This is a genomic window from Streptacidiphilus pinicola (genome assembly GCF_003258295.1).
Classification (GTDB): Bacteria; Actinomycetota; Actinomycetes; order Streptomycetales; family Streptomycetaceae; genus Streptacidiphilus; species Streptacidiphilus pinicola.
Genome location: NZ_QKYN01000040.1, coordinates 125,719 through 150,112 on the forward strand (window position 1 = coordinate 125,719; position 24,394 = coordinate 150,112).

Annotated in this window: 21 protein-coding genes and 1 pseudogene; 12 read left to right on the top strand and 10 right to left on the bottom strand. The window is 69.8% G+C overall.

Going from position 1 to position 24,394, the window contains the following annotated elements:
- The first annotated feature begins 248 nt into the window (after positions 1 to 248).
- Positions 249 to 1,979, top strand: coding sequence for an aa3-type cytochrome oxidase subunit I (gene ctaD, locus DN069_RS11530; protein ID WP_111500824.1), 1,731 nt, complete (start codon positions 249 to 251; stop codon positions 1,977 to 1,979).
- Positions 1,976 to 2,362, top strand: a complete 387-nt coding sequence (locus DN069_RS11535) for a hypothetical protein (protein WP_243639102.1) — start codon at positions 1,976 to 1,978, stop codon at positions 2,360 to 2,362. The genes ctaD and DN069_RS11535 overlap by 4 nt, the downstream gene beginning before the upstream one ends.
- Here DN069_RS11535 and DN069_RS11540 read toward each other — a convergent pair.
- A complete protein-coding gene (locus DN069_RS11540; protein ID WP_165845469.1) occupies positions 2,345 to 2,881 on the bottom strand; it encodes an SPW repeat protein in 537 nt (178 codons plus the stop codon). The genes DN069_RS11535 and DN069_RS11540 overlap by 18 nt on opposite strands.
- A 231-nt stretch (positions 2,882 to 3,112) precedes the next feature.
- Here DN069_RS11540 and DN069_RS11545 point away from each other — a divergent pair, with 231 nt between their 5' ends.
- The 4 genes from DN069_RS11545 to DN069_RS11560 are packed head-to-tail and all read left to right on the top strand — an operon-like array spanning position 3,113 to position 7,921.
- Positions 3,113 to 4,495 (top strand): cytochrome ubiquinol oxidase subunit I, encoded by a 1,383-nt coding sequence (locus DN069_RS11545; protein ID WP_111500826.1) that lies wholly within the window; start codon positions 3,113 to 3,115, stop codon positions 4,493 to 4,495.
- Between the two features lie 26 nt (positions 4,496 to 4,521).
- Entirely contained in the window at positions 4,522 to 5,535 is a 1,014-nt protein-coding gene (gene cydB / locus DN069_RS11550; protein ID WP_111500827.1) for a cytochrome d ubiquinol oxidase subunit II, read from the top strand.
- Entirely contained in the window at positions 5,532 to 6,986 is a 1,455-nt protein-coding gene (locus DN069_RS11555) for a chloride channel protein (protein WP_424556273.1), read from the top strand. The genes cydB and DN069_RS11555 overlap by 4 nt, the downstream gene beginning before the upstream one ends.
- Entirely contained in the window at positions 6,983 to 7,921 is a 939-nt protein-coding gene (locus DN069_RS11560) for an aldose 1-epimerase family protein (protein WP_111500828.1), read from the top strand. The genes DN069_RS11555 and DN069_RS11560 overlap by 4 nt, the downstream gene beginning before the upstream one ends.
- Positions 7,922 to 7,949: 28 nt before the next feature.
- On the opposite strand, the gene DN069_RS11565 is transcribed toward DN069_RS11560, so the two are convergent.
- A complete protein-coding gene (locus DN069_RS11565; RefSeq protein WP_111500829.1) occupies positions 7,950 to 8,204 on the bottom strand; it encodes a hypothetical protein in 255 nt (84 codons plus the stop codon).
- A gap of 209 nt (positions 8,205 to 8,413) precedes the next feature.
- On the opposite strand from DN069_RS11565, the gene DN069_RS11570 reads away from it, so the two are divergent.
- Both DN069_RS11570 and DN069_RS11575 read left to right on the top strand, forming a co-directional pair.
- Positions 8,414 to 9,253, top strand: a complete 840-nt coding sequence (locus DN069_RS11570) for an SDR family oxidoreductase (protein ID WP_111500830.1) — start codon at positions 8,414 to 8,416, stop codon at positions 9,251 to 9,253.
- Positions 9,254 to 9,339: 86 nt separating this feature from the next.
- Positions 9,340 to 11,109 carry a cation:proton antiporter gene (locus DN069_RS11575; RefSeq protein WP_111500831.1) on the top strand — a complete coding sequence of 590 codons (1,770 nt, stop codon included), beginning with the start codon at positions 9,340 to 9,342 and terminating at the stop codon, positions 11,107 to 11,109.
- 39 nt (positions 11,110 to 11,148) lie between these two features.
- Here the strand turns inward: DN069_RS11575 and DN069_RS11580 are convergent, their stop codons facing one another.
- Positions 11,149 to 12,729 (bottom strand): GMC oxidoreductase, encoded by a 1,581-nt coding sequence (locus DN069_RS11580; RefSeq protein WP_111500832.1) that lies wholly within the window; start codon positions 12,727 to 12,729, stop codon positions 11,149 to 11,151.
- 137 nt (positions 12,730 to 12,866) lie between these two features.
- Positions 12,867 to 13,772, bottom strand: coding sequence for a cyclase family protein (locus DN069_RS11585; protein ID WP_111500833.1), 906 nt, complete (start codon positions 13,770 to 13,772; stop codon positions 12,867 to 12,869).
- Between the two features lie 222 nt (positions 13,773 to 13,994).
- Here DN069_RS11585 and DN069_RS11590 point away from each other — a divergent pair, with 222 nt between their 5' ends.
- Positions 13,995 to 14,969, top strand: coding sequence for a DUF389 domain-containing protein (locus DN069_RS11590; RefSeq protein WP_111500834.1), 975 nt, complete (start codon positions 13,995 to 13,997; stop codon positions 14,967 to 14,969).
- A gap of 28 nt (positions 14,970 to 14,997) precedes the next feature.
- Here DN069_RS11590 and DN069_RS11595 read toward each other — a convergent pair whose 3' ends face one another.
- The gene (locus DN069_RS11595; RefSeq protein ID WP_424556274.1) at positions 14,998 to 15,663 is read right to left on the bottom strand and encodes an Rv1733c family protein; all 666 of its coding nucleotides are present in this window, start codon (positions 15,661 to 15,663) and stop codon (positions 14,998 to 15,000) included.
- A 71-nt stretch (positions 15,664 to 15,734) separates the two neighbouring features.
- Positions 15,735 to 16,388: a GAP family protein gene (locus DN069_RS11600; RefSeq protein WP_111500836.1), complete on the bottom strand. Its 654-nt coding sequence runs from the start codon at positions 16,386 to 16,388 to the stop codon at positions 15,735 to 15,737.
- Positions 16,389 to 16,573: 185 nt separating this feature from the next.
- Here DN069_RS11600 and gad point away from each other — a divergent pair, with 185 nt between their 5' ends.
- Entirely contained in the window at positions 16,574 to 17,938 is a 1,365-nt protein-coding gene (gad, locus tag DN069_RS11605; protein WP_111500837.1) for a glutamate decarboxylase, read from the top strand.
- A 37-nt stretch (positions 17,939 to 17,975) separates the two neighbouring features.
- Here gad and DN069_RS11610 read toward each other — a convergent pair whose 3' ends face one another.
- Together DN069_RS11610 and DN069_RS11615 are read right to left on the bottom strand one after the other, a co-directional pair.
- The gene (locus tag DN069_RS11610; RefSeq protein ID WP_111500838.1) at positions 17,976 to 19,505 is read right to left on the bottom strand and encodes an MFS transporter; all 1,530 of its coding nucleotides are present in this window, start codon (positions 19,503 to 19,505) and stop codon (positions 17,976 to 17,978) included.
- Positions 19,502 to 20,206 carry an LppX_LprAFG lipoprotein gene (locus tag DN069_RS11615; protein ID WP_111500839.1) on the bottom strand — a complete coding sequence of 235 codons (705 nt, stop codon included), beginning with the start codon at positions 20,204 to 20,206 and terminating at the stop codon, positions 19,502 to 19,504. Before DN069_RS11615 ends, DN069_RS11610 begins: the two co-directional genes overlap by 4 nt.
- A gap of 250 nt (positions 20,207 to 20,456) precedes the next feature.
- Between DN069_RS11615 and kdpB the strand changes: the two genes are divergently transcribed.
- On the top strand, positions 20,457 to 22,619 hold the full coding sequence (gene kdpB, locus DN069_RS11620; RefSeq protein WP_111500840.1) for a potassium-transporting ATPase subunit KdpB: 2,163 nt from the start codon (positions 20,457 to 20,459) through the stop codon (positions 22,617 to 22,619).
- Here the strand turns inward: kdpB and DN069_RS11625 are convergent.
- Positions 22,600 to 23,319 carry a cation efflux transmembrane domain-containing protein gene (locus tag DN069_RS11625; RefSeq protein ID WP_111500841.1) on the bottom strand — a complete coding sequence of 240 codons (720 nt, stop codon included), beginning with the start codon at positions 23,317 to 23,319 and terminating at the stop codon, positions 22,600 to 22,602. The two genes, kdpB and DN069_RS11625, sit on opposite strands and share 20 nt — an antisense overlap.
- 302 nt (positions 23,320 to 23,621) lie before the next feature.
- Positions 23,622 to 23,969, bottom strand: a pseudogene (locus DN069_RS11630) (diaminopimelate decarboxylase); the annotation flags it as partial.
- Between the two features lie 221 nt (positions 23,970 to 24,190).
- Here DN069_RS11630 and DN069_RS40000 point away from each other — a divergent pair.
- The gene (locus DN069_RS40000) at positions 24,191 to 24,352 is read left to right on the top strand and encodes a hypothetical protein (protein WP_165845470.1); all 162 of its coding nucleotides are present in this window, start codon (positions 24,191 to 24,193) and stop codon (positions 24,350 to 24,352) included.
- The last annotated feature ends 42 nt before the right edge of the window (positions 24,353 to 24,394 follow it).

Consider the following 24,394-nt stretch of genomic DNA (forward strand, 5'->3'; position numbering starts at 1 on the left):
TGGGGCGGGTGTCCGCATCCCCGCTGATCCGCCCGGCCGGGCACCGGCCGGGCGGATGCCTGTGTCCAGCCACTCGAATGGCACAGTCGATGCACACGACCGGCTACGGGGCAGAGCCCTGTCCGGCGTGTCGCCCTCAGGCTCGACGGACAGTCACTAACGTTCCGGGCAAGCCGGACAGACGGCTGCCCAGCACCACCGTGCCCCCCGTGCGCTCGACCGGTGCAGGGCCGCGCACGAGGAGAACCATGCAGGCCGCAGAGCCCACCGTCGTGACCGACGCGATCACGGCGCAGCGCAAGCCGCCGTCCCCAGGGCAGGTCATCGTCAAGTGGCTGACCACCACAGATCACAAAACCATCGGCTCGCTCTACATCATCACATCATTCGGGTTCTTCCTCGTCGGCGGCATCCTGGCCCTGATGATTCGCAGTCAACTGATCAAGCCGGACAACACGCTGCTGACGAACGAGCAGTTCAACCAGGCCTTCACCATCCACGGCACGATCATGCTGCTGATGTTCGCGACACCGCTCTTCGCCGGTTTCACGAACTGGATCATGCCGCTGCAGATCGGCGCACCCGACGTCGCCTTCCCGCGGCTCAACGCCTTCGCCTACTGGCTCTACCTCTTCGGCTCACTGATCGTCGTCGCCGGCTTCCTCACCCCGGACGGAGCTGCCGACTTCGGGTGGTTCGCCTACGCGCCGCTGTCGGACGCGATCCACAGCCCCGGTATCGGCGGCGACATGTGGATCATGGGTCTGGCGCTGTCCGGCTTCGGCACGATCCTCGGCTCGGTCAACTTCATCACCACCATCCTGTGCATGCGCTGCCCGGGCATGACGATGTTCCGGATGCCGATCTTCGTCTGGAACGTGCTGCTCACCGCCGTGCTGGTGCTGCTCGCCTTCCCCGTGCTGGCCGCCGCGCTGCTGGCGCTCGAGGCCGACCGCAAGTTCGGTGCGCACGTCTACGACCCCGCGAACGGCGGGCCGATCCTGTGGCAGCACCTGTTCTGGTTCTTCGGCCACCCCGAGGTCTACATCATCGCGCTGCCGTTCTTCGGGATCATCTCCGAGATCATCCCGGTCTTCTCGCGCAAGCCGATGTTCGGCTACTCCTCGCTGATCGCCGCCACCATCGCCATCGCCGGCCTGTCGATCACGGTGTGGGCGCACCACATGTACGTCACCGGCGCGGTCCTGCTGCCGTTCTTCTCCTTCATGACGTTCCTGATCGCCGTTCCGACCGGCGTCAAGTTCTTCAACTGGATCGGCACCATGTGGCGGGGCTCGCTCAGCTTCGAGACCCCGATGCTGTGGACGATCGGCTTCCTGGTGACCTTTCTCTTCGGTGGTCTGACGGGTGTTCTGCTCGCCTCCCCGCCGATCGACTTCCACGTCTCGGACTCGTACTTCGTCGTCGCCCACTTCCACTACGTGGTCTTCGGCACCGTCGTCTTCGCGATGTTCGCGGGCTTCCACTTCTGGTGGCCGAAGTGGACCGGGAAGATGCTCGACGAGCGCCTCGGGAAGATCTCCTTCTGGCTGCTGTTCATCGGCTTCCACACCACCTTCCTGGTGCAGCACTGGCTCGGCGCCGAGGGCATGGCACGCCGCTACGCGACCTACCTGCCGGCGGACGGATTCACCACCCTCAACGTGGTCTCGACCATCGGCTCCTACATCCTGGGCGTGTCGATCCTGCCGTTCCTCTACAACGTCTGGAAGACGGCCAAGTACGGCGAGAAGGTCGACGTCGACGACCCCTGGGGCTTCGCCCGCTCGCTGGAGTGGGCGACCTCCTGCCCGCCGCCGCGGCACAACTTCCTCACCCTGCCGCGCATCCGCTCCGAATCCCCCGCCTTCGAGCTGCACCACCCCGCCATCGCGGCCCGCGACTACGCGGAGAACGTCGGCACCGTTCCCCCGCACCTGGCCGCCGCACTCGAGCAGGAAAAGGGTCGAACCGAGTGAGCGAGCGGCCCGGGAGCAGATTCTCCGACCCCAGGGGGACCGCGCATCACCCAGGAGACCCGGACCCGGAGGAGGGGCTACGCCATCTGGAGGGCTTCCTGGTCTGGCAGGCGGAGGCCAAGCAGGCACGGTCCGCGGCGCAGCGCTTCGCGGACAGACTGCCGTGGCTGACCACCGCTCAACGCGACGAGGTGATCCGCGTCTACACCGCGGACCGCCTGGAAACCTCCCGTGCCACCGTCTGCCACCTCGCCGAGCGCAGCCAGGCCATGCGGCAGGAATACACCGCCCGCTATTCGACGCTGCGAGCGCGCCTCCTTGGCTGGTCCCTGGCCGCTGCGGCGGTTGCCGTCGTGATCCAGGAGCTACTGCTTGGTCCGTGACCCGCGGGCAAGGAGCCGCTCGCAAATCCTGAGCGCGAAGGCGCTGTACAGGGCGAGCAGGATCAGCACGCCTCCGGTCACCACATCGGTGACCGCGGCGTCACCGGCCTCGGCACTGGTGGTGTATCCCACAACGAACGGAGCGGCGATGAGCCACGCGCCCGCCAGCGCGACAATCCCGTCGCTCACCCGGGAGGGGTCACGGAGCAGGCGCGCCAAGCCGTTGAGGAAGACCACGATCCCCACCATGATCTCGTTCAGGTGGGCATCCTGGACCAGCGCGGTCTGCGGGTAGTCAAGCACCCAGATCGTGACGAACAACCAGACCGCGATGGCCAGCAACAGATAGCCGACGGCCTGCCGCTGGTCCGCCCACCACAGCGGCCGAGGTGGGGTGATCGACCTGGGTGGTCCATAGGCGACGCGGACAGACGACGACGGTGATGTCACAAGCGCCATGGCAATCCCTCCGTCTTGCTGATCGTCGGGCCGTCCGCGGCAGCGTCTCCGACCTGCCACGGAGCAATCCCTTGGATTATCGCTCCGCACGGATCACCACGCCCGGCGAGCGAGGTGCCGGGTGCGGGCGAGGATGCTCCTCAGCCACGGCGCTGCGCTGTTCGGCCGACGCCCAATGGACGTAACAGCGCCGCTGCCACGCGTGACGCGTGCCGAGTCTGTGCATGACTGAAGGCCGAGACGACGCGGGCTGGTCCGAAGCGAGTTCCACAACAGGCCCAAGGAGCTGGGATGAGTCAACTCGACCTCGCCAGACTGCAGTTCGCCATGACGTCGATCTACCACTTCCTGTTCGTCCCGGTCACCATCGGGCTGGCCTTCCTGACCGCCCTGCTCCAGACCGGCTGGCACCGGACGGGCCGGTCCGAGCTCCTGCAACTGACCAGGTTCTTCGGCACTCTGCTGGTGATCAACATCGCAGTCGGCGTGGTGACGGGTCTGGTCCAGGAGTTCCAGTTCGGCATGGACTGGTCGCAGTACTCACGCACGGTCGGGGACGTGTTCGGTGCGCCCCTGGCGATGGAGGGGCTGGCTGCCTTCTTCCTGGAGTCCACCTTCCTCGGCCTGTGGCTGTTCGGCTGGGACCGACTCCCCAAGCGCGTGCACCTGGCGACCATCTGGCTGGTTGCGGTGGGAGGGGCCCTGTCGGCGGCCTTCATCATGGCGGCGAACTCGTGGATGCAGCACCCGGTCGGCTACACGATCAACTCCTCGACCGGCCGCCCCCAGCTCAACGACGTGTGGAAGCTCTTCACCAACCCCGTGTTCCTTCGCGGCTACCTGCACGCGATCCTGGCATCCGTGGTGACCGGGTCGGTGGTCATGCTGGCCGTCTCGCTGTGGCAGCTCCGCAAAGGGACGTCACCGCGCACCTTCCAGTCCTCCGCGCGCCTTTCCCTGATCGTCCTCGTTCCCGTGATCCTGGTGGCGATGCTGGTCGGCAGTGAGCTGGGCGTGACCGAGGGAAAGTACCAGCCGATGAAGATCGCGGGCGCCGAGGCCCAGTGGACGACCTGCCAGCCCTGCTCCTTCTCGCTCTTCCAGGTCGGCGGGGGCAAGAACGACCACACCCCGACGAAGATCATCGAGGTGCCGCACCTGCTCTCGCTGCTGGCCACCAATCACTGGAACGGGAAGGTCCTGGGCCTCGACACCGTCCAGAGCCAGTACCAGGCGCAATACGGCCCCGGAAACTACGTCCCGAACATCTTCATCCAGTACTGGTCGATGCGTGTCATGGCCTACCTCGCCGTCGTGGTTCTGCTGGTCGGCCTGTGGGGCTTGTGGCTGCTGTGGCGCAGACGGCTCGGCGCCGCGCGATGGTTCCAGCGGATCGCCGTGTGGGCCGTCGTCCTGCCCTTCCTGATGAACACCGCGGGCTGGTTGCTGACCGAGAGCGGTCGGCAGCCGTGGATCGTGCAGGGCATCCAGCTCACCAAGAACGGCGTCTCGCCATCAGTGACCACGGCGACGGTCGCCACCAGCCTGCTGGTGTTCCTGCTCCTCTACGCCGCTCTGGCCGTCGTCGAGGCGGTACTGATGATCCGCTTCGCCCGGAAGGACCTGGCACCGGCGCCCAACGCGGACGAGCCCGTCCCGAGCCTTTCCTACTGACGGCCCACCCACCACAGAGGTCTCCCATGGCGCTGGCCACCTTCTGGTTCATCCTCACCGCCGTCCTGTGGGCCGGTTTCTTCATCCTGGAGGGGTTCGACCTGGGCGTGGGGATGCTGCACACCGTCGTGGCGCGGGACGAGGCAGGGCGGCGGGCCACCATCAACACCATCGGACCCCTGTGGGACGGCAACGAGGTCTGGCTCATCGTCGCGGCGGCAGCGATGTTCGCGGCGTTCCCCGCCTGGTACGCGACCATGTTCTCCGGCTTCTATCCGGTGATGATCCTGCTGCTGGTCGGGCTCATCCTGCGCGGGGTGTCCTTCGAGTTCCGCGGCAAAGTGGACAGCGTGCGCTGGCGCCGCGTCTGGGACACCACCCTCACCTGCGGAAGTCTGCTGGTCCCGCTGCTCATCGGTATCGCGCTGGGGGGCCTGCTGCACGGCGTGCCGATCGATCAGAACCAGGAGTTCACCGGCAACGTCGGAGACCTCTTCTCCGGGTACTCGGTGTTCGCCGGCATCACGCTCGTCCTGCTGTGTCTCCTGCACGGCGCGGCCTTCATCGCGCTCAAGACGACCGGCGCGGTACGGGCACGCGCGTCCAGGCTGGCTCGGTCGATCGCACCGGTCACCGCCCTGGCCGTGCTCGCTTTCCTGCCCTGGACGCATGCGACCGCGGGCGACGGAGTGCTGCCGAGCATTCTCCAGTTCGTCGCCGTCATCGCCGTTCTCGCCGCGGCCTGGCTGGTCAACTCGCGGCACGAGGGGTGGGCCTTCGTGGCCACCACGGTCACGATCGCGACGACCATCCTGTCGATGTTCGTCGACCTCTACCCTCGGCTGATGGTGTCGAGCACCAACTCCGCCTACGACCTGACCGTGCACAACAGTGCGTCGGGGAACTACGCGCTGAAGGTGATGACCGTCGTCGCGATCGTCTTCTTCCCCCTGGTGCTTCTCTACCAGGGCTGGACCTACCACGTCTTCCGGCTGCGCATCTCGGCCGACCATTTCGCCCCGTCCGCGGAGACGGAGTGAGTACCGGGAACCGTCCGGCCGAGCCCGAGGGGAATCCCCCGGCGGCCGCCACGGACCCGCTCAGGCTCGCCCGCAGCCGCGGGTACCTGATGCTGCTCCTGATCTCCGCTGTCCTCGGTGTCCCGATCTCCGCCGCGGCATTCGGTTTCCTCGCGCTGGTCAACGAACTCCAGTCGCTGACCTACACGGACCTGCCCAAGGCCCTGGGGTTCCATGGCACGCCGAACTGGTGGCCGGTGCCGCTGCTCGCCGTGGCCGGGCTGCTCGTGGGCCCGATCATCCGGTACCTTCCGGGCCAGGGCGGACACGAACCGGCCCGGGGCTTCGTGGCATCGGGTCCGACCCCGACCGCCGACCTCCCCGGTGTCGCGCTCGCCGCCGTGGTCTCACTGAGTCTCGGTGCCGTCATCGGGCCCGAGGCCCCGCTCATCGCCCTGGGCAGCGGCCTGGCCGTGGCCGCACTGCGGCTGACGCGGAAGCCGTTCCCGAAGCAGGCGAGAGCCCTCGTCGGGTCCTCCGGGAGCTTCGCCGCGATCAGTACCCTGCTCGGCTCGCCCCTGCTCGGGGCGTTCCTGTTGATGGAGATGTCCGGCCTCGGCGGACCGCTGCTCGGCGTCGTGCTCGTGCCCGGCCTGCTCGCCTCCGGCATCGGTGCCCTCATCTTCACCGGCCTGGGTTCGTGGACCGGCCTGGGCACCTACTCGCTGATCCTGCCGGACGTCCCCCACGCGGCCCGACCGGATGTCGCCGAGTTCGGCTGGGCGCTGGTGATCGGAGTGGCGGCGGCCCTCCTGGGCAGCGGGATCCGGTGGCTGGCGCTCCACCTGCTGAAACTGGTCGAGCCGCGCCGGCTGCCGGCCACCGTGGTCGCCGGCGTCGTCGTCGGTGTGATCGCCCTCGTCTACGCGGAGTGGACCGGGCACGCGGCGTCGGGCGTCCTGTACTCGGGGCAGAGCGGGCTCGGCCCCCTCCTCGAGAACAGCGCGCAGTATTCGGCGGGTGCCCTCGTGGTACTCGTCGGCTGTAAGGCGGTCGCGTACTGCGTGTCCATGTCCGCCTTTCGCGGCGGTCCGGTGTTCCCCTCCATGTTCGTCGGCGCGGCCGGCGGCATCCTGCTCTCGCACCTGCCCGGGCTCGGTGAGACCGCCGGGCTCGCGATGGGCGTGGGCGCTATGTCCGCCGCGATGCTCAGGTTCCCGATGGTCTCCGTGCTGCTGGCCACCCTGCTTCTGGGGACGGAGGGGCTCACCGTGATGCCACTGGTGATCGTGGCCGTCGTGGTCTCCTACGTGCTCACGCTCAGGCTGACCCCGCCATCGACGCCGGAAGCCGCCACCGCGCCTGAGACGTCCCCGTCGACGGGCGGGGAGCCGGCCGGCGGCGAGCCGGTCGGGGAGAGGGCGGCGCGGCACCAGGCCGGTCGTGACGACTCGCGAGGAGGCCGCGTGTGACCGAGTACCTGACCGGACGTCAGCACCAGCTCCGGTCCGGCGATCAGACAGCTGTCGTGGTGGAACTGGGCGGCGCGCTCCGCGACTACCGCGTGGGCGGCCGGCCCGTCATCGCCGGATTCGGCGCCGACGAGACGATCGAGGGAGGGCGCGGTCAGCTGCTGGCCCCATGGCCGAACCGCGTCCGTGGAGGCGCCTACCGGTGGGACGGGGAACAGCTTCAGTTGCCGCTGAGCGAGACCGAGCACGGCAACGCCATTCACGGGCTGATGCGCTGGGTCTCCTGGGAGATGCTGGAGGCGGCCGAGGACCGCGTCGTGCTGGGCGCAACCCTCTGGCCTCAGCCGGGATACCCGTTCCTGCTCGAGCTCGCCGCCGCCTACGCACTGACCGCCGACGGCCTCGACGTCGAGATCACCACGCGCAACGCGGGCTCGCGTGCCGCGCCCTACGGCGTCGGCCAGCACCCGTACCTCACGGTCGGGACCGAGCTGGTCGACGACGTCCTGCTCACCGTTCCCGCCGGTCGTTGGCTCCGCACGGACGAACGGGGCATTCCCTCTGCGACGGAGTCGGTGGAGGGCTCGCCCTACGACTTCCGCACCGCGCAGCGCATCGCCGACCGGCATCTCGACACCGCCTTCAGCGGCCTGGAGCCGGACGCGACGGGCTGGTCGGTGGTCCGCCTGGCCCATCCGGCCGGTCTGCGCGGTGTGGACGTCCGAATCGGGGAGGGAGCGGGCTTCGTACAGGTCTACAGCGGCGACACGCTTGCCGAACCTGCCCGGCGACAAGCGCTCGCCGTGGAACCGATGACCTGCCCTGCGAACGCCTTCCAGAGCGGCGACGCCCTGGTGACCCTGCGGAGCGGCGATCAGCACACCCTGCGCTGGGGGCTGAGTCCCTGGGGCACCTGGGCGTCGGAGACCTCCTGAGCGGGGCCCGTCGTCATCGCAGCCTCGTTCAGCCGGCCTCCCGCATCAGCCGCGCGACGTCCAGGGGGTCCTCGCCCAGAGCCACCAGGCGCTCGGCGAGGCGGCGGATCTGGGCGTCCTTCTCGGTCTCCGCGGCCGCGATGTTGGCAAGGGTCTCGTGGGAGCCGTGGTCCGCACCGCTGTCGAAGACGCGGAGGACGAAGTCCGAGGCGGCCGCGCGGTCGAGATCCTTGGTGAGGGCCAGCAGTTCGTCGGTGTAGGTGACAGCCGGATGCTCTTCCATGGTGCCATTCGAACCCTCGACGCCCTCGGCCGCATGCGCGGGCCCTGCTCGGATGCCATGCCGGCTACGCCATCGGACGGACGACGGATACCTCCGACGGCCGAACGCAGCATGCGCCTGCGTGCGGTCGGCCGGTCCGGGTGGTTGTGTCGCGATGGCAGGTTCGGCCCGTCCAGGCGATCGGGCACCCCCAACGACGGGAGACGGCAGTGACCACACCGGCGGACAGCGGAGGGCGGCCGGCGGCGCTGCCGCTTCTCAGGGGGCAGAAGGCCCTGGTGACCGGGGCCAACTCCGGCATCGGCCTGGCGACAGCGATCGCGCTGGGGCGCGCGGGGGCGGATGTGGTCGTCAACTACGTCTTCGGCCGGGAGGCGGCCGAGGACGTGGTGAGCAAGATCCAGAGCTTCGGTGTGCGGGCGTTCGCACACGAGGCGGACGTGTCCGACGAGGGCCAGATCGTCGGGATGTTCGCGCGCATGATGGAGGAGTTCGGCACCATCGACGTGCTGGTGGCCAACGCCGGCCTGCAACGGGACGCCGCCCTGACGGACATGACCGTCGAACAGTGGCACAAGGTCATCGACGTGAACCTCACCGGCCAGTTCCTGTGCGCCAGGGAGGCCGCGAAGGAGTTCCTGCGCCGAGGCGTCGTCCCGGAGGTGTCCCGCTCCGCGGGGAAGATCGTCTGCATGAGCTCGGTGCACCAGATCATCCCCTGGTCCGGCCACGTGAACTACGCCGCCTCCAAGGGCGGCGTCCTGATGCTGATGCAGACCCTGGCACAGGAGCTCGGGCCGCACGGGATCCGGGTCAACGCCGTCGCGCCGGGCGCCATCCGCACCCCCATCAACCGCAGCGCCTGGGACACGCCCGAAGCCGAGCAGGAACTCCTCAAGCTGATCCCCTACCGCCGGGTCGGCGACCCGGAGGATATCGCCGACGCCGTGACTGTGCTCGCGTCCGATCTGATGGACTACGTCGTCGGCGCGACGCTCTACGTCGACGGCGGGATGACCCTCTTCCCCGGTTTCGCCACCGGCGGCTGACCCTCGGTGGAGGACCACGTCACCCCTTGCCGGGTGGTCACCCCCGGCGGCGGCTTCGCCGGGCTGTTCGGCATTCGAGGTGCGCGTTGACGACGAGTCAGATTCTCGCGGGCCTCGGCCTGATCGTCGTGCTCGCCGTCGGTTCCCAGTTGCTGGCGAGCCGGCTGCGCATCCCCGCGCTGATCGTCCTGCTGCCGGTCGGATTCACCGCCGGCGCGCTGACCAGTGACGTCGATCCGAACCGGTTGCTGGGCGCGGCCTTCTCCCCGATGGTGTCGCTGGCCGTGGCGGTCATCCTCTACGACGCCGGTCTCGAACTCGACCTGCACAGACTCCAGGGACACACGCGTCGCGTCGTGGTCCGGCTGATCTGGATCGGCACACTGATCACCTGGGCGTCCGCCGCCGTTCTCGCCGCCCAGCTCCTGGGCATGCCGAAGCGATCGGCGGTGATGCTGGGAGCCATCCTCGTCGTCTCGGGACCGACCGTCGTCGGGCCGCTGCTCAACTTCGTGCGGCCGAGCGAGCGGCTCCAGCGCATCCTGGTCTGGGAGGGGTCGCTGATCGACCCGGTCGGCGGCATCCTGGGCGCGCTCGTCTTCCACGCCGTCGTCTCCAGCACCAAGAAGGGCCTGGCCGCCCAGCTGGGGCAGTTCGCGGCCAGCGCCGCGGTCGGCCTGCTCGGGGGCGCGGTGGGAGCCGCGCTGCTGTGGACGCTCCTTCGTCGTCTGCGGCTCGGGGAGGTCCTCGGTACGACGGTGCAACTCGCCGCCGCGGTGGGCGTGGCGGCGGCCTGCGACGCGGTCCGCGACGACACCGGGCTGATCGCCGCGGTGGTGATGGGGATGGCGCTCGCCAATCTCCCCGGCCTGGACCTGCCGGTACGGCGGACGTTCTTCGAGACCCTGGTGTCGCTGATCATCGGACTGCTGTTCATCTCCATCTCCGCCACCGTCACCCCTGCCTCGTTGCGACACCTGATCTGGCCCACGCTCGGCCTGGTCGCCGCCCTGGTCCTGGTGGTCAGGCCGCTCATCGCGGCCCTGTCCACCGCCCGGACCGACATTCCGCGTGGAGAGCGAGCGTTCATCGGCTGGATGGCACCACGAGGCATCGTCGCCGCAGCCACCGCTTCGACCTTCTCGGCCACCCTGGTCGCCAAGGGCGTCGGCGGCGCCGACAAGATCCTCCCCGTCACCTTCCTGGTGATCGTCGCCACGGTCACGCTGTACGGCCTGACGGCCTTCCCCGTGGCCAGGCGCCTGAACGTGCTGCGACCGGCCCGCTCGCGGCCACTGCTCGTCGGCGGCGAGCCGTGGGCGGTGGATCTGGGAGTGGCGTTGCGCACGGCCGGCCTGGACGTGCTCATGTGGGCCGGGACGGAGCGCCAGCGTGAGCTGATCAGCGCGGCCGGGCTGGGACTGGCGCCCGGGGAACTGTTCGCGGCGGCCACCGGCGAGGGCGCGGAGCTGGAGGGGATCACCGGGGTCCTGCTGCTCACCGAGGAGGACGACTTCAACGCGCTGGCCGCGGTGACCCTGCGGGGAGTCGTCGACGGTCCGGTCCAGCGTCTCGGGCCCCCCACCAGCAGTCACGGTGTGATCGCCGCGTTCGCCGGTGGGGAACCACTGTTCGGGACCGGGCTCACCAGACCGGAGCTGGCCCGCAGGTACGAGGACGGCTCCCGGATCGTGACGCACCGGGTCGACGGCGGCGTTCCCGCCGGGCACGACGTGCTGTTCCTGGTGGACCCGGAAGGGCGGCTCACGCCCGTCACCCAGACCCACCGGGCTGCACCGCGGGCCGGAGAGATCGCCATCCTGCTCAGCCCCGCCTCCGCGCCCACCACCGGGTAGGCGGTGGACGCGGAGCCCGGAGGCAGGGTGGGTCCGTCGTCAGCGCAGGCGGTCGGTGATGTGGTCGCCCACGCGCAGGGCGTTGGCGATGGCGGTCAGCGAGGGGTTCACCGCGCCGATGCTCGGGAAGAAGCTCGTGTCCACGACGTAGAGGTTGTCGAGGTCGTGGGCCTTGCAGTTGACGTCGAGGGCCGAACTCGTCGGGTCGGCGCCGAAGCGGACGGTGCCGGCCTGGTGCGCGGTGGCGCCGATCGGCATTCCCTTGTGCAGATAGAGGCTGTGCGGCATCAAGTGGTGCGGATGCATGCCCAGATGACCCAGCATGCCCTGCAGCTTGCGCTGCAGGTGCTTGAGACCCTCGATGTTGTTCTTCTCGTCCAGGGCCAGGTGGATGTTCCCGTCGCCGTCCAGGGTGACCCGGTTGTCCGGCTGCGGAAGGTCCTCGCCGCAGAGCCAGAAGTCCACCGCGTGGTGCGCCAGCACCTCGAAGGGCATGTCCGGTGAGGCCTTGCCGGCCCACCGGGGCGCCTCGCCGCGGATCTGGTCGGCGTCGGACTTGCCCAGCATCTGGATGCCGCCGAGCGGGTAGTCCCAGTCGTCCGCACCGAGGTACCAGTCGTTCATGGCGAGGGTCTTCTGGAACTGGGTGTCGTTCGGCTCGTTCGAGACCGCCATCAGCGCGAGGTTGTTGTGCCGCATGTAGTGGCGGCCCACCACGTCCGAGCTGTTGGCCAGTCCGCGCGGATGCCGGTCGTTCGCCGAGCGAAGCAGCAGCGCGGCCGAGTTCACGGCCCCGCAGGCGACCACCACGATGTCGGCGCTGAAGTCGGTCGTGGACCCGTCGTCGAGTTCGGCGACCACCTTGGTGACCACGCGTCCGGTCGCGTCGGTCTCCAGGCGCCGGACGTTGGCGCCGGTGACCATGCGGACGTTGTCGTGCTCCAGGGCCGGCTCGACGCAGATGACCTGCGCGTCGGCCTTGCCGCGTACCAGGCAGGGAAAGCCGTCCACCCGGTTGCAGCGGATGCAGACGCTCTCATGGGTGGCACCGCCCTGCTGGTCCTGGGTGAGGTTGACCCCGATCGGCAGATGGAACGGATGCAGCCCCTGCTTCTCCAGGTCGTCGCTGAGCTGCTGGATGCGCGGTTCGTGCTCCACCGGCGGATAGGCGTACTGCGCGCTGACCGGCCCCTCGCCGGGGTCCTCACCGTGTCGGCCGTGGACCAGGTAGAGGTGCTCGGCCTGGGTGTAGTAGGGCTCGAGATCCTGGTAGTCGACGGGCCAGGCGGGTGAGATGCCACCGTGGTGCCGCAGTTCGCCGAAGTCCTCGGGACGCAGCCGGAACAGGGCGGCGCCGTAGAACTTGGTGTTCCCGCCGACGTAGTAGTTGACCTCGGGTTGGAACTCGTTGCCGTGCTTGTCGTACCAGGCCTCCGGGGCAAGGTACTTGCCTTTGACGAAGACGGCCGTGGACTCCCAGTTGTCCCGTTCGCGCGGCAGGTAGTCACCGCGCTCCAGGATCAGGATCCGCTTGCCGGTGCCGGCGAGCCGGTGGGCGATCGTGCCTCCGCCCGCGCCGGTTCCGATGACAATGACGTCGTAGTGCTGATCGTCGGCCATGCAGGCCTCCGTCCTCAGATCGTCGGCCTCGCCCCGGCGCGGCCAATCCATGTCAAATCGCAAGCTATCGGGCGTTTCCCTGGTGGGCGAGTCGATCCCCGAAGCGACGCGGGCCGTTCACCCGATCGCCCGCCACCTCAGAGAATCGCGATCGGATTGACCGGGGAGCCGGTGGCCGCAGGCAGCCGCAGCGGTGCGATGACGCAGAGGAACGACCAACGGCGCTCCCGCACGCAGACCGGTACCAAGTCCTCGAACTGGAGATAGTCGAGGAGATGCAGGCCGAGAGCGTGCACGGCGAGCACGTGTACCGGAAACGCGATGCCGTCCGCCGCGCTGGGTGCCGCGTCGTTGTTGCTGTCACTGCCCAACACCGCCACGCGACGGTCCGCCAGGAACTCCACCGCGGTGGGATGGAGCCCGGCGCGCGCGTGGGCGGCGTCCCAGGCTCCGGACTCGACTCGCCGTCGCCGGTGGCCGACGCGGACGAAGAGCAGGTCGCCCGCGCCGACCCGCACCTGCTGGGCCTCCTCGGCGGCCGCGAGGTCCTCGGCGGTCACCTGGTCGCCGGGTTCGAGCCAGGGCACGTCGCGCAGGCGCGGGATGTCGAGCAGCACGCCACGCCCGACGATCCCGTCACGCGCGAGATCGACGGACAGAGCGGTGGCTCCCGCGGGTGTCACGGTGGTCGCGGGGACACCTCCGTGCAGCGTGCCGTCGTAGACCACGTGGCACAGCGCGTCCACGTGCGTGTCGGCGTCACCGTGCACGTTCATGCTGAAGCGGTCCGTGGCGAAGTGCAGCCCACGGGAATCCGCGCTCTCCTCGGGTGGACTGGTGAGCCGGTGGCCGGCCGGCTGCGGATTGTCGGGGCCGGGCTCGGTCTCGACCGGCGCGGCCAGAGTGACCGTCCGGCCGGTACGGACGTCGGCGGCCGCCGCCCGGATCCGCTCCGGGGTGATGGTGTCCAGGGCGCCGCGGGCGCCGCCCCACGCCCGCTGCCGCAGCCGCTCGTACAGTGCCCGGAAGTCGTCCTGGCTCATTCGTCCTGCGCTTGAGGGCCCCGGCCGCGCGTGGGTGTCCATGGGCTGGTTCGTTTCCCGTCCGTTCTCGGTCGAACTGCCGGCACGAACCAATATCCGACAGATACCGCGTTTCCGCCTGGCCTGCCGACGGACCCTGGATTGCCGATTTCCGCAGCCGTGGTGTTACTGGAGGTGATCGCAGGTTGCGGAGAGTGTGACGATCGAACGCGGAGGTTCGGCATGGACATGATCCACGTCCGCCTCGTCAGCCCCGCGGATCTCACCGAGCGGGCGCTCGAGATCCTCGGAAGTGATCCGAGCGTGCTCAACCTGATCGTCCAGAGGGAGTCCGCGCGCAACCCGGACGGCGACCAGATTGTGTGCGACGTACTGACGGGAGGGGCGAACGAGGTCCTGCGCCGCCTGCGTGACCTGCGCCTCGACCAGCACGGCTCGATCGTCATCGAGCCCGTCGACATGGCCTTCTCCGGGCGGGCCGACGAGGTCAGAGCCAACCGGCTCGGCGCACTCGGCAACGCACCGGTCTGGGAACAGGTCGAGGCCCGCATCCGCGCGGAGGGGACGTACACGCCGAGCTTCTACCTCTACCTTGTCGTCGCGGGCCTGCTCGGAGCCGTGGGGATCGTCACCAACTCCCAGATCCTCATCGTGGCCGCCATGGTCGTCGGGCCCGAGTACGGGGCCATCGTGAGCATCGCCCTCGGCATCGACCAGCACTCGCGGCCGAGGGTCCGCCAGGGGCTGCTCGCGCTGCTCGTCGGCTTCCTGCTGGCCATCGTCGCCACGTTCCTGTTCAGCCTGATGATCCGTGGCTTCGGGTTCCAGTCGAAGGCGTTCGCCGCCGGCCTGCGACCCGTCTCCAACCTGATCAACACACCGAACTTCTTCTCGTTCGCCGTCGCGGCGCTGGCTGGAATCGTGGGCATCGTCTCGCTCACCGAAGCCAGGACGAGCGCGCTGCTCGGCGTCTTCATCTCCGTCACCACCATTCCGGCGGCTGCGGACATCGGCGTCTCCACCGCCTTCGCCAGCTGGTCCGAGGCTCGCGGGTCGTTGATCCAACTGCTCGTCAACATCGCTGTGCTGATCGTTGTCGGCACACTCACGCTCAAGGTCCAGCGGGCCATCTGGCGGCGCGTGGGCCGCGACTCACGCGAACACGAAGCGGACCGGCGCGACCTCGGGGCGGCGTGACGGCCCGCCGCAGGCGCTTGGTGCCGGTTCAGCCCCGACGGCCCCAGCGACTCCACTCCGGCTCGACCAGAGCCCACTCCTGCTCCCAGGACCGCTCCACCCGTTTGTTCAGTGCGTACCGAGCCCAAGCATGCCCGCCAACCAGGAATGTGGTGGCCCCGGCGAAGGCCGCGACGGAGTACGCCAGGGCGGTGCCCACGCTCTGGACGGCTGGGACGGGGGGAACCCGCGGAACGTCGTTCCGGTCGACCCAGATGACCACGTGGTCGCCCAGCTCCGTCGAGGCCGACACCCTCGCCTGCGCTGTGTGCCTGCCGGCGGCGTCGGTCCAGTCGACCGTCGCGATCCTCACGGCGACGCCGGCCGCGAAGGGGTGTCCGACAGCCACCGCGGAAACCGGGTGCAGCTGCTCCGCCTGCCGCGCGGCGGAGGCGCGATCGACAACGTAGGTGAAGAGTCCCAGCAGAACGGACAGAGCGGCGGCGAGGGCCAGGCCCAGGGCCAGGAGCGCCGGCAACCACTCCCGCAGGGTGTCGCTGCGACGCCTCAGCGGATTCCGCTGGGGGGGCTGGGGTCTCGGTGGTTGCGGCGCGAACGACGACGTTGCCACCGCCTCCCTTGTCCTCCGTGGGAGGCAACGGTCCGGATGGCCGAGGCCTCTCGGGTGCGGGGCTGCAGAACGTGGCAATTCCATGATGGGGCCATCGGCCGGCCTGGGCTTGCCCGAGAGCGATCCCTGCAGGTCACCGCGGAGATCCGAGAAGATCAGGTGACCAGCTGGTCGATGCTCTTTCCCACCAGCCAGAGGCCCAGCAGGAGGGACAGGACGATGATCGCCTGGTCCTGGTGGCGCTCGATCCAGGTCCGCAGCCCGTGGAGGAGGTGTCCAGCGCGTTCCGGCGCGAACGCCGACCACAGCTCCATGGTGAGCAGGCTCGCAGTGGACAGGACGCAGAAGTAGAAGAGCAGCAGATAGGAAGAGAGGCTCGACACGTGGGCCTCGGTGACGACGGCGGCGCCTGCGGCGACCAGCGCCATCGGCTGGACGATCACCGAGATTCCGGCAACCGTCCATGCCGAGGCGGTTTCGAGCCGCGCCATCCAGGCGGGCGTCCGGTGAGTGTCGGGGCTGCGGTGCCTGCGCCGTCGCTTGCGTTCGCCCACGAAGATCAGCCCCACGCCGACGGCCAGCTTGACGGCGATGGCGGCGGTCGAGGGCGAGGAGTGTGGCAGCAGCGGCTTCCCGCCCGTCAGCCCGACCGTGAGGGCCAGCACGGCCACGATCGACGCGAGCCAGGCCAGCGTGAAGACGAGCCCCTGGAACAGTCCGCGTTCCCCGGCGAGCAGCAGGATGAACACCACGATCGGAACCGGTTCCAGGGTGGTGACCAGGCCGATGAGGGTGAGGTCGAGGAACATCGGACACCTCCCGACCAGGAGTCGCGGGGTCGGCCTCCCTACGACCATCGAACCCGCACCTTCCGGCTCGGGCGAATCGAAGGACTTCGAACCGCGCGCGCCGCACTGTGCCGTTCGGGTGTTTTCGAGTCCGGGGCACGAGTCCTGGGCATGGCTCCCGAACCGGGAGTGGTTGAGTCGCAGACATGAGCAAGAGTGACGTCGTGGCCCTGTTCGGTAATCGCTTCCTGACCAAGCCCGCTCCTTCGGAGACCTTTCCCGAGGAGGGCATGACCGCGCTGGACGCCATGCGGCTGCTGGACGCGGACCTCGTCATGGAGGGCGACCCGCAGCGCAACCTCGCCACGTTCGTCACCACGTGGATGGAGCCGGAGGCACAGCGGATCATCGCTGAGAACCTCCACCGGAACTTCATCGATCACGCGGAGTACCCCATCTCCGCGGAGATCGAGCAGCGCTGTGTGCGGATGCTCGCCGATCTCTTCCACGCACCGGGCAAGACCGCCGGTTGTCGGACCCAGGGCTCGTCCGAGGCGATCATGCTCGGCGCGCTGTCGCTGAAGTGGAAGTGGCGGGAGCGCCGCAAGGCGGCCAAGCTGTCGGTCGACCGGCCCAACCTGGTCTTCGGCGGCGACGTCCACGTCGTGTGGGAGAAGTTCTGCCGCTACTTCGACGTCGAGCCGCGGATCGTGCCGCTGGCCGAGAACAAGTACACGATCGGTCCTGAGGACGTGGCGGCTCACCTCGACGAGAACACGATCGGCGTCGTCGCCGTCCTCGGCACCACCTTCACCGGCCACAAGGACGACGTCGTCGGGATCGACAAGCTTCTGCGGGACGTCCGCAAGGAACGGGACCTCGACATCCCGATCCACGTCGACGCCGCCAGCGGCGGCTTCGTGTGGCCCTTCCTCTACCCGGACTCGAAATGGGACTTCCAGCTCGAGCAGGTCCGATCGATCAACGTCTCGGGACACAAGTACGGCCTGGTCTACCCCGGCATCGGCTGGCTGATCTTCCGCGAGGAGTCCGACCTGGCCAAGGACCTCGTGTTCTACGAGAACTACCTGGGCAAGACCGACGCGACGTTCACGCTGAACTTCTCCACCGGCGCTTCGATGGTGCTCGCGCAGTACTACAACTTCGTACGGCTGGGTCGCCAGGGCTACACCTACGTCATGGAGACGATGCAGTCGAACGCCCGAGCGTTGGCGGACAACCTGCGCAGCAGCGGCCGTTTCGAGGTGATCGGCAGCGACCTCGAACAGCTACCGCTGGTCGCTTTCCGCCTCGTCGGCAAACATGCCTATGACGAGTCCGACATCGCCTGGCAGCTCTCGGCCGAGCGCGGCTGGATGGTGCCGGCCTACACGCTTCCGCCCAACGCCGAGGGAGTGAAGATCTTGAGGGCCCTGGTCAAAGAGACCATGAGCCGCGAGCAGGTCGAACGCCTGACCGAAGACATCGGCCGTGCCTGTGCCACCTTGGACCAGAAGGGTGCCACCAGCGATGTCGAGCGGGCGCGGGTCAAGGGAGGGACCGGCTACTGACCCAGGAACTCGGCGAACTCGGGTCAGCCCAGGCGGGTCACCGCGCCGGGTCGCCGGACGCCGAGCCCGCGAGTCCCAGCGCGCACACCGCGCCGAGCGCGCAGACCACGGCCGTCGCCCGGAAGATGTCGCTGTACTCGGTGTGCAGCGCCAGGTGCAGCGCGTGCTGGTAGGCCGACCACGCCGGCCCGAAGCCGGCCGTGCCCGGAATGGGCATGTCGAGGTGGGCCGTCAGCGTCTCGAAGCGGTGCAGCCCCCACGCCGACAGCGCGGCCACGCCGACCAGCATGCCGACGGTCCGGGCGATGACCGCCGCGGCCGAGGCCGTGGTGTGCTGTCCCGGGTCCGTCGAGTCCAGCACCGCCCCCGCCGTCGGCGCGATCACCAGGCCCAGGCCCAGGCCCGCGATCACCAGGTCGGTCTGCACCAGCGGCAGCGGGCCGAGGTGGGCGGTCAGGGCCGCCAGTGGCCAGGCCGCGATCAGGAGGTAGCCGCCGGCGGCCACCGCCATGCCGACCCCGGCCACGACCGCGTGCCCCAGCCGGCGCCCGGCCAACCCGCCGAGGACGGCACCCACCGGCAGAGCCGTCAGGAACCACATCAGCAGCAGCGCGCCGCCTACCGAGCTCTCCCCCAGCAGCGACTGCGCCACCAACTCGCCGTCCACCAGCGTGACCAGCAGCGCCACGCCCGCGCAGAAGCTGATCGCCATCGCGGCGGCGAAGGGGCGCCGCCGGATGCGCCGAGTGTCGATCAGGCGGACCTGGCTGTGGCGCTCCCACAGCACGAAGACGGCCAGCGCCACCGCGCTGCCGAGCAGCATGGGCGGGCCCCAGCTCGGCAGCACCGACCGCTGCGGGTCCTGGTTGTCCAGGGCCGCCACCAGCAGCGCGAGCGCCACCGCCAGCAGCAGGCCGCCGACCACGTCCGTGCGTCGACTCCCGGCCGGTTCGCCCGACTCGGGCGCGGCCTCTGCGGGCACGACGAACCGGGTCACCACCGCCGCGACCAGCACGAGCGGGACGTTGACCCAGAACACCCCGCGCCAGCCCGTCAGCGCCGCGACACCGGCCCCGTACAGCGGGCCCAGCACGCTCCCGAGCTCCTGCGCGGCGCCCACGGAGCCGAGCGCCACCGGTCTGGCCCCGCCGTGGAACAGACGCCCGGCCAGCGCGAGCGCGACCGGCAGCAGCGCTCCCGCGGCGGCGCCCTGCACCAGCCGCCCCGCGACCAACAGGGGCAGGCTGTGCGCGCTCGCGGTGAGCACCGAGCCGACCGCGAAGCCGACGAGGCAGCACTGCAGCACTCGCCGCGGCCCGAACCGGTCCGCGGTCTGCCCCAGCAGCGGCATGGCGGCGACGTAGCCGAGCAGGTACGCCGTCACGATCGCCGTGGCCCGCTCCAGATGGTTGGCGGGGATGCCCAGCTCGTCGGTGATCGGGTTCAGCAGGGTGACGATGACGTACGCGTCCAGCGACCCGAGCAGCGCGACCACGGCGGTGACGCCGAGGACGACGTGCCGCCGGCCGGGCTCCGTCCCGGTGCCGACGTCGTCGACGTCCGTCACGACGACGGGGCGGTGATCGCGGCCGGCGCGTCGAAGTCGGAGAACGAGGCCGTCACCGAGCCGCTGCCCCCCGACGCCGTCTGCACCGGGAAGGAGACCTTCACGAGCTGCGACGAGGAGACCGTCAGCCACAGATCGCCCTGCTCGCTCTGCGAGTCGCCGGGCACCAGTGTCGCCAGCACGGGCTGCGCCAGCTGTGCCTGCACGTGGTAGACCGCCTGCCCGTCCAGCGTTTCCCGGTCCACCGTCCGGGCGGCGCTCGCCGTCTGGAGCAGCTTCACGACGCCCTTGTCCGGGTCCAGGATCGCCTCGGGGTTGTAGAGCGAGGCGGCGACCGCGAGCGGGACCTTGCTGTATCCGCCGGTCGCACCCTTGATGTAGGCGGTGGAGCCGATGATGACGAAGTCGATCTCCACCAGCGTGCCGCTCTCCGAGACGGACGCGTGGCCCTGCGCGTTCCCGGCCCGGGTCAGCTGCCCGGTGGCGCTGCGCAGGGCCAGACCCGCGATCTGCCCGCCGGCGTCGATCGAGAACCGCAACGACCGCACCGCGGTCATCGCCGTCGCACCGCTGCTCAGCAGCTGCGCCGCCGCCGGAAGGTTACTGGTCTCCTTGCCGCCGCCACCGCCGCCGCCCGAGCAGGCGGCGAGCGGGAACGCGAGGACGACCATGACGGCCGCGAGGATCCTTGGGGTTCGCATAGTCGGATGCTAGAGCTGACGCAACGTCAGCGGCAGTGGTTCGCAGCCTGTGAGTCGGCAGGACCGAACACCTCGCGCCTCCTCCTCCATCGGGGGAGGCCTTCCTCGCCAGAGGCAGCGTCGGGCGTCAAGTGGACGCAAATCTTTGAGGGGGCACCGACAAGGGAGCGATAGAAACGTCACGAGCAGGTCGTATGCCCGTGTTGGGTGGATTGCCGAAGGTTCCCGTTCCGGAAGAGGCCGCTCACCGATGTCGCTCCTGTCCCCCAAGAAGGGCGCCGTGCACGACGCCCCGCAGCTTCCCCCGCACGCAGCCGGGCCGGGCGGCCGGGGCGGAGGGCATCGGCGGGTCGCCGCCGGGCTGCTCGAACCGCGGATGCTGCTGAGCTCCCTGCCGGAGGCGCTGCGCAAGCTCCGCCCCCGCACGATGGTGAAGAACCCGGTGCTGTTCGTGGTCGAGGTCGGCGGCGTGCTGACCACCCTGTCCGCTGTGATGCACGCCAGCGTGTTCGCCTGGGTGATCAGCGGTTGGCTCTGGCTGACCGTGGTGTTCGCCAACCTGGCCGAGGCCGTGGCCGAGGGGCGCGGACGCGCCCAGGCGGTGAGCCTGCGGCGAGCGCGCACGGACACCACCGCACGCCTGCTCAAGCTTTGGCGCCCCTACCAGCAGGACTTCCACCACGAGGTCATCCCCGCCTCCGAACTGCGGCCGCTGGACTGCGTACTGGTCGAGGCCGGGGAGATCATCCCCGGGGACGGCGACGTGATCGGCGGCGTGGCCTCCGTGGACGAGTCGGCGATCACCGGGGAGTCCGCGCCGGTGATCCGGGCCGCCGCGAGCGACCACTCCGGCGTCACGGGCGGGACCAGGGTCCTGTCGGACCGGCTCGTCGTCCGCATCACCTCGCGCCCTGGCCAGACCTTCCTGGACCGGATGATCGCCCTCGTCGAGGGGGCGACACGGCAGAAGACGCCGAACGAGATCGCGTTGAGCATGCTGCTGACCTCGCTGACCATCATTTTCGTCATGGTCGTCGTGGCGATCCAGCCGATGGCCTCCTACGCCGGCGCCGAGCAGAGCACGGTCGTGCTGGTCGCCCTGCTGGTGACGCTGATCCCAACCACGATCGGGGCGCTGCTGTCCGCCATCGGCATCGCGGGCATGGACCGTCTGGTGCAGCGCAATGTGCTGGCCATGTCGGGCCGCGCGGTCGAGGCGGCCGGGGACGTGTCGACGCTGCTGCTCGACAAGACCGGCACGATCACCTTCGGCAACCGCCGCGCGGCCGCATTCCTCCCCTTGCCGGGCGTCGACCCGCTGCAGCTGGCGCAGGCAGCGCAGGTCTCCAGCCTCGCGGACGAGACCCCGGAAGGCAGGTCGGTGGTGAGGCTGGCCAAGCAGGAATACGGGCTCGACCTGCCTAGCGAGGGTGCGCTCGGGCAAGCAACGTTCGTACCGTTCAGCGCCCAGACCCGGATGAGCGGCGTCGACATGCGCTGGCAGGACGGGACCGTCACGCGCGTCCGCAAGGGCGCCGCGGCGTCGGTCGCCGGCTGGGTCACCCAGTCCGGCGGAACCGTCCCCGACGACGCGGCGCGCACCGCCGACGCCATCGCCGCGGCGGGCGGGACGCCGCTGCTGGTCGCCCTGGAGGACGCCTACGGCATCGCCGTGCTAGGTGTCGTCCACCTCAAGGACGTCGTCAAGCCCGGCATCCGCGAGCGCTTCGCGGACCTGCGCCGGATGGGCATCCGCACCGTCATGGTCACGGGAGACAACCCCCGCACGGCTGCCGCGATCGCGGCGGAGGCGGGCGTTGACGACTTCCTGGCCGAGGCCACCCCCGAGGACAAGCTCGCCCTGATCCGTCGCGAGCAGGAGGGCGGACAGCTCGTCGCCATGACGGGCGACGGCACCAACGACGCGCCCGCGCTGGCCCAGGCGGACGTCGGCGTCGCCATGAACACCGGCACGTCGGCCGCCAAGGAGGCCGGCAACATGGTCGACCTCGACTCCAACCCGACCAAGCTCCTGGAGATCGTCGAGGTCGGCAAACAACTGCTGATCACACGCGGGGCGTTGACGACGTTCTCGATCGTCAACGACGTGGCCAAGTACTTCGCCATCATCCCGGCGATGTTCGCGGGGGCGTATCCGGGGCTCGCGGCTCTCAACATCATGGGCCTGCACAGCGCCCGGTCCGCCGTGGTCTCGGCGATCATCTTCAACGCCGTCATCATCGTGGCGCTGATCCCGCTGGCGCTGCGCGGCGTCCGCTACACGCCCTCCTCGGCGGCGGACCTGCTGCGGCGGAACCTGCTGGTCTACGGAGCCGGCGGGCTCGTCCTGCCATTCGTCGGCATCAAGCTGATCGACCTGACCGTGGTGCAGTTCATCCCCGGACTCGGCTGAGGAGCGTCGGGCCTTCCGGCTCCGCCCCACCCGCCGGACGCTCCGGTTCTCGCGGCCGGAGCGTCCGCACGCCTTCGCGGAGCAGCACCAGGGCGATCAGCAGGGCGGCGAGCGGGTCCGCCCACCACCAGCCGAAGTGCTCGTCGGTATAGAGGCCGACCAGCCCAGCCAGCGCGAGCGCGCCGCCGACGAGGGAGAGGATTCCGTCACCGCGCAGGGCCGGATGGTGGAGGAGCCGGCCCAGCCGTGCCTTCACCAGGCCGAGCGGCGGAAGCAGCACCACGGAACACACGAGCAGGATCAACGACGGGCCGCCCCGGCCCAGGTGTGCTCCGCTCGCCAACAGTTCCACCGACTGGACCAGCACGTACGTGGCGGCCGCCAGCATCGCGGTCGCCACGGCCCTCGTGGCGACCCGTTCGTTCCGCCCCCGCCCCGCGGTCGCACCGGGGCGATCCCGCTCCGCGCGGAAGAGCCACACCAGGACGGCGGACGCCGAACCGTCGATCAGCGAGCCGAGCCCGAACGCCAGCAGCGATACCGATCCCGTGAGCGCCCCCGCCGCGAGGGAGGCCAGTCCGGCGTATGCAGCCCACGCCACGGACGCGGCGCAGGCGATGACCGCGCCCTCGACGCGCCGGGCGCGCACGGCTACCGGGGCACCGCTGCGGCTCAGCACGGTAAGTCGGTGCCCCGTCATGTCCGCTCCTCCACGCCGCCCACGTCCGCTCCGTTCGTCCCCGTCCGACCGGCTGCTCCCATCGTCCCTGCGCGCTCCGTCGGGCATGTCCCGCCGCGCGCGTCTTGACGCGGTCCCGACGCGCGCGCGGCCAATCCTGACGCCATCACTACGCGGGGCTCTCGGGCAGCGCGTACAGAACGACCTGCCGCATCTCTTCGAACCCGATGCGCTTGCAGCCGATCTAAGGCGCGCCGATGGGTGTCCGTCTCCTGAATCGCCGTTGACTCAGGAGCGTTGACGCCGCGCGAAAGGCCTGAGGATCAGAGCCCGACGTCGCGGCTGCGCACGTCGGCCAGCGATTCGCGGCGGACCAGCAGCCGCGCCGTCCCGCCGGTGACCGCGACGACCGGGGGGCGGCCGACGAGGTTGTAGCCCGAGGCCAAGGAGAGGTGGTAGGCGCCCGAGGCCGGCACGGCCAGCAGGTCGCCCGGCCGGATGTCCGCCGGGAGTTCGACCCCGGCGGCCAGCACGTCGCCCGCCTCGCAGTGACGGCCCACGACCTGCACCGGTCGCAGCTCCGCGCTCGCGGCGCGACCGACCAGACGGGGCGCGTAACGCACCCCGTACAGTGCCGGACGCGGGTTGTCGCTCATGCCCCCGTCGACGGCCTCAGGCCGCGCGCACACTTCCCGTCTGTCACACGGCGCTCCCCCCTCTCGGGACGGCCGTCCCGAGAGGGGCGACGCGGGCGACAAGGCAGCGTCAGAGTCAGACGCTCCGGCGCAGCGATCGCGTCAAGACAGAGCGCACGGCAACCGGGCGGGTGATCCCATGGATCTTGAAGAGCGGCGACGAGAATATGCGCCGCGAACCCCGGAGGCGAACGGCCATGAGCCAGCAAGTCATCACCGCCCCACTCGAGCCGGCGGAGCAGTGGGAGCCCGTGTGGCCCCTTCCCCAGCCGCAACCGCGCGCGACCGACGACACCGATGACGGCGCCGAGCCGAACTTCCACGCCAACTGCCGCATTGCCGCTCGGTTCCTGATGTAGTCGCGGGCGCCGCACGTCAGGGACACGCCCCGACCCCCCCCC

Bases quoted from the DNA above. Each gene is read 5' to 3' on its own strand.
- ctaD (WP_111500824.1), top strand. From the start codon at position 249: ATGCAGGCCGCAGAGCCCACCGTCGTGACCGACGCGATCACGGCGCAG.
- DN069_RS11545 (WP_111500826.1), top strand. From the start codon at position 3,113: ATGAGTCAACTCGACCTCGCCAGACTGCAGTTCGCCATGACGTCGATC.
- cydB (WP_111500827.1), top strand. From the start codon at position 4,522: ATGGCGCTGGCCACCTTCTGGTTCATCCTCACCGCCGTCCTGTGGGCC.
- DN069_RS11565 (WP_111500829.1), bottom strand. From the start codon at position 8,204: ATGGAAGAGCATCCGGCTGTCACCTACACCGACGAACTGCTGGCCCTC.
- DN069_RS11580 (WP_111500832.1), bottom strand. From the start codon at position 12,729: ATGGCCGACGATCAGCACTACGACGTCATTGTCATCGGAACCGGCGCG.
- DN069_RS11585 (WP_111500833.1), bottom strand. From the start codon at position 13,772: ATGAGCCAGGACGACTTCCGGGCACTGTACGAGCGGCTGCGGCAGCGG.
- DN069_RS11590 (WP_111500834.1), top strand. From the start codon at position 13,995: ATGGACATGATCCACGTCCGCCTCGTCAGCCCCGCGGATCTCACCGAG.
- DN069_RS11595 (WP_424556274.1), bottom strand. From the start codon at position 15,663: ATGGAATTGCCACGTTCTGCAGCCCCGCACCCGAGAGGCCTCGGCCAT.
- DN069_RS11600 (WP_111500836.1), bottom strand. From the start codon at position 16,388: ATGTTCCTCGACCTCACCCTCATCGGCCTGGTCACCACCCTGGAACCG.
- gad (WP_111500837.1), top strand. From the start codon at position 16,574: ATGAGCAAGAGTGACGTCGTGGCCCTGTTCGGTAATCGCTTCCTGACC.
- DN069_RS11615 (WP_111500839.1), bottom strand. From the start codon at position 20,206: ATGCGAACCCCAAGGATCCTCGCGGCCGTCATGGTCGTCCTCGCGTTC.
- kdpB (WP_111500840.1), top strand. From the start codon at position 20,457: ATGTCGCTCCTGTCCCCCAAGAAGGGCGCCGTGCACGACGCCCCGCAG.
- DN069_RS11625 (WP_111500841.1), bottom strand. From the start codon at position 23,319: ATGACGGGGCACCGACTTACCGTGCTGAGCCGCAGCGGTGCCCCGGTA.
- DN069_RS40000 (WP_165845470.1), top strand. From the start codon at position 24,191: ATGAGCCAGCAAGTCATCACCGCCCCACTCGAGCCGGCGGAGCAGTGG.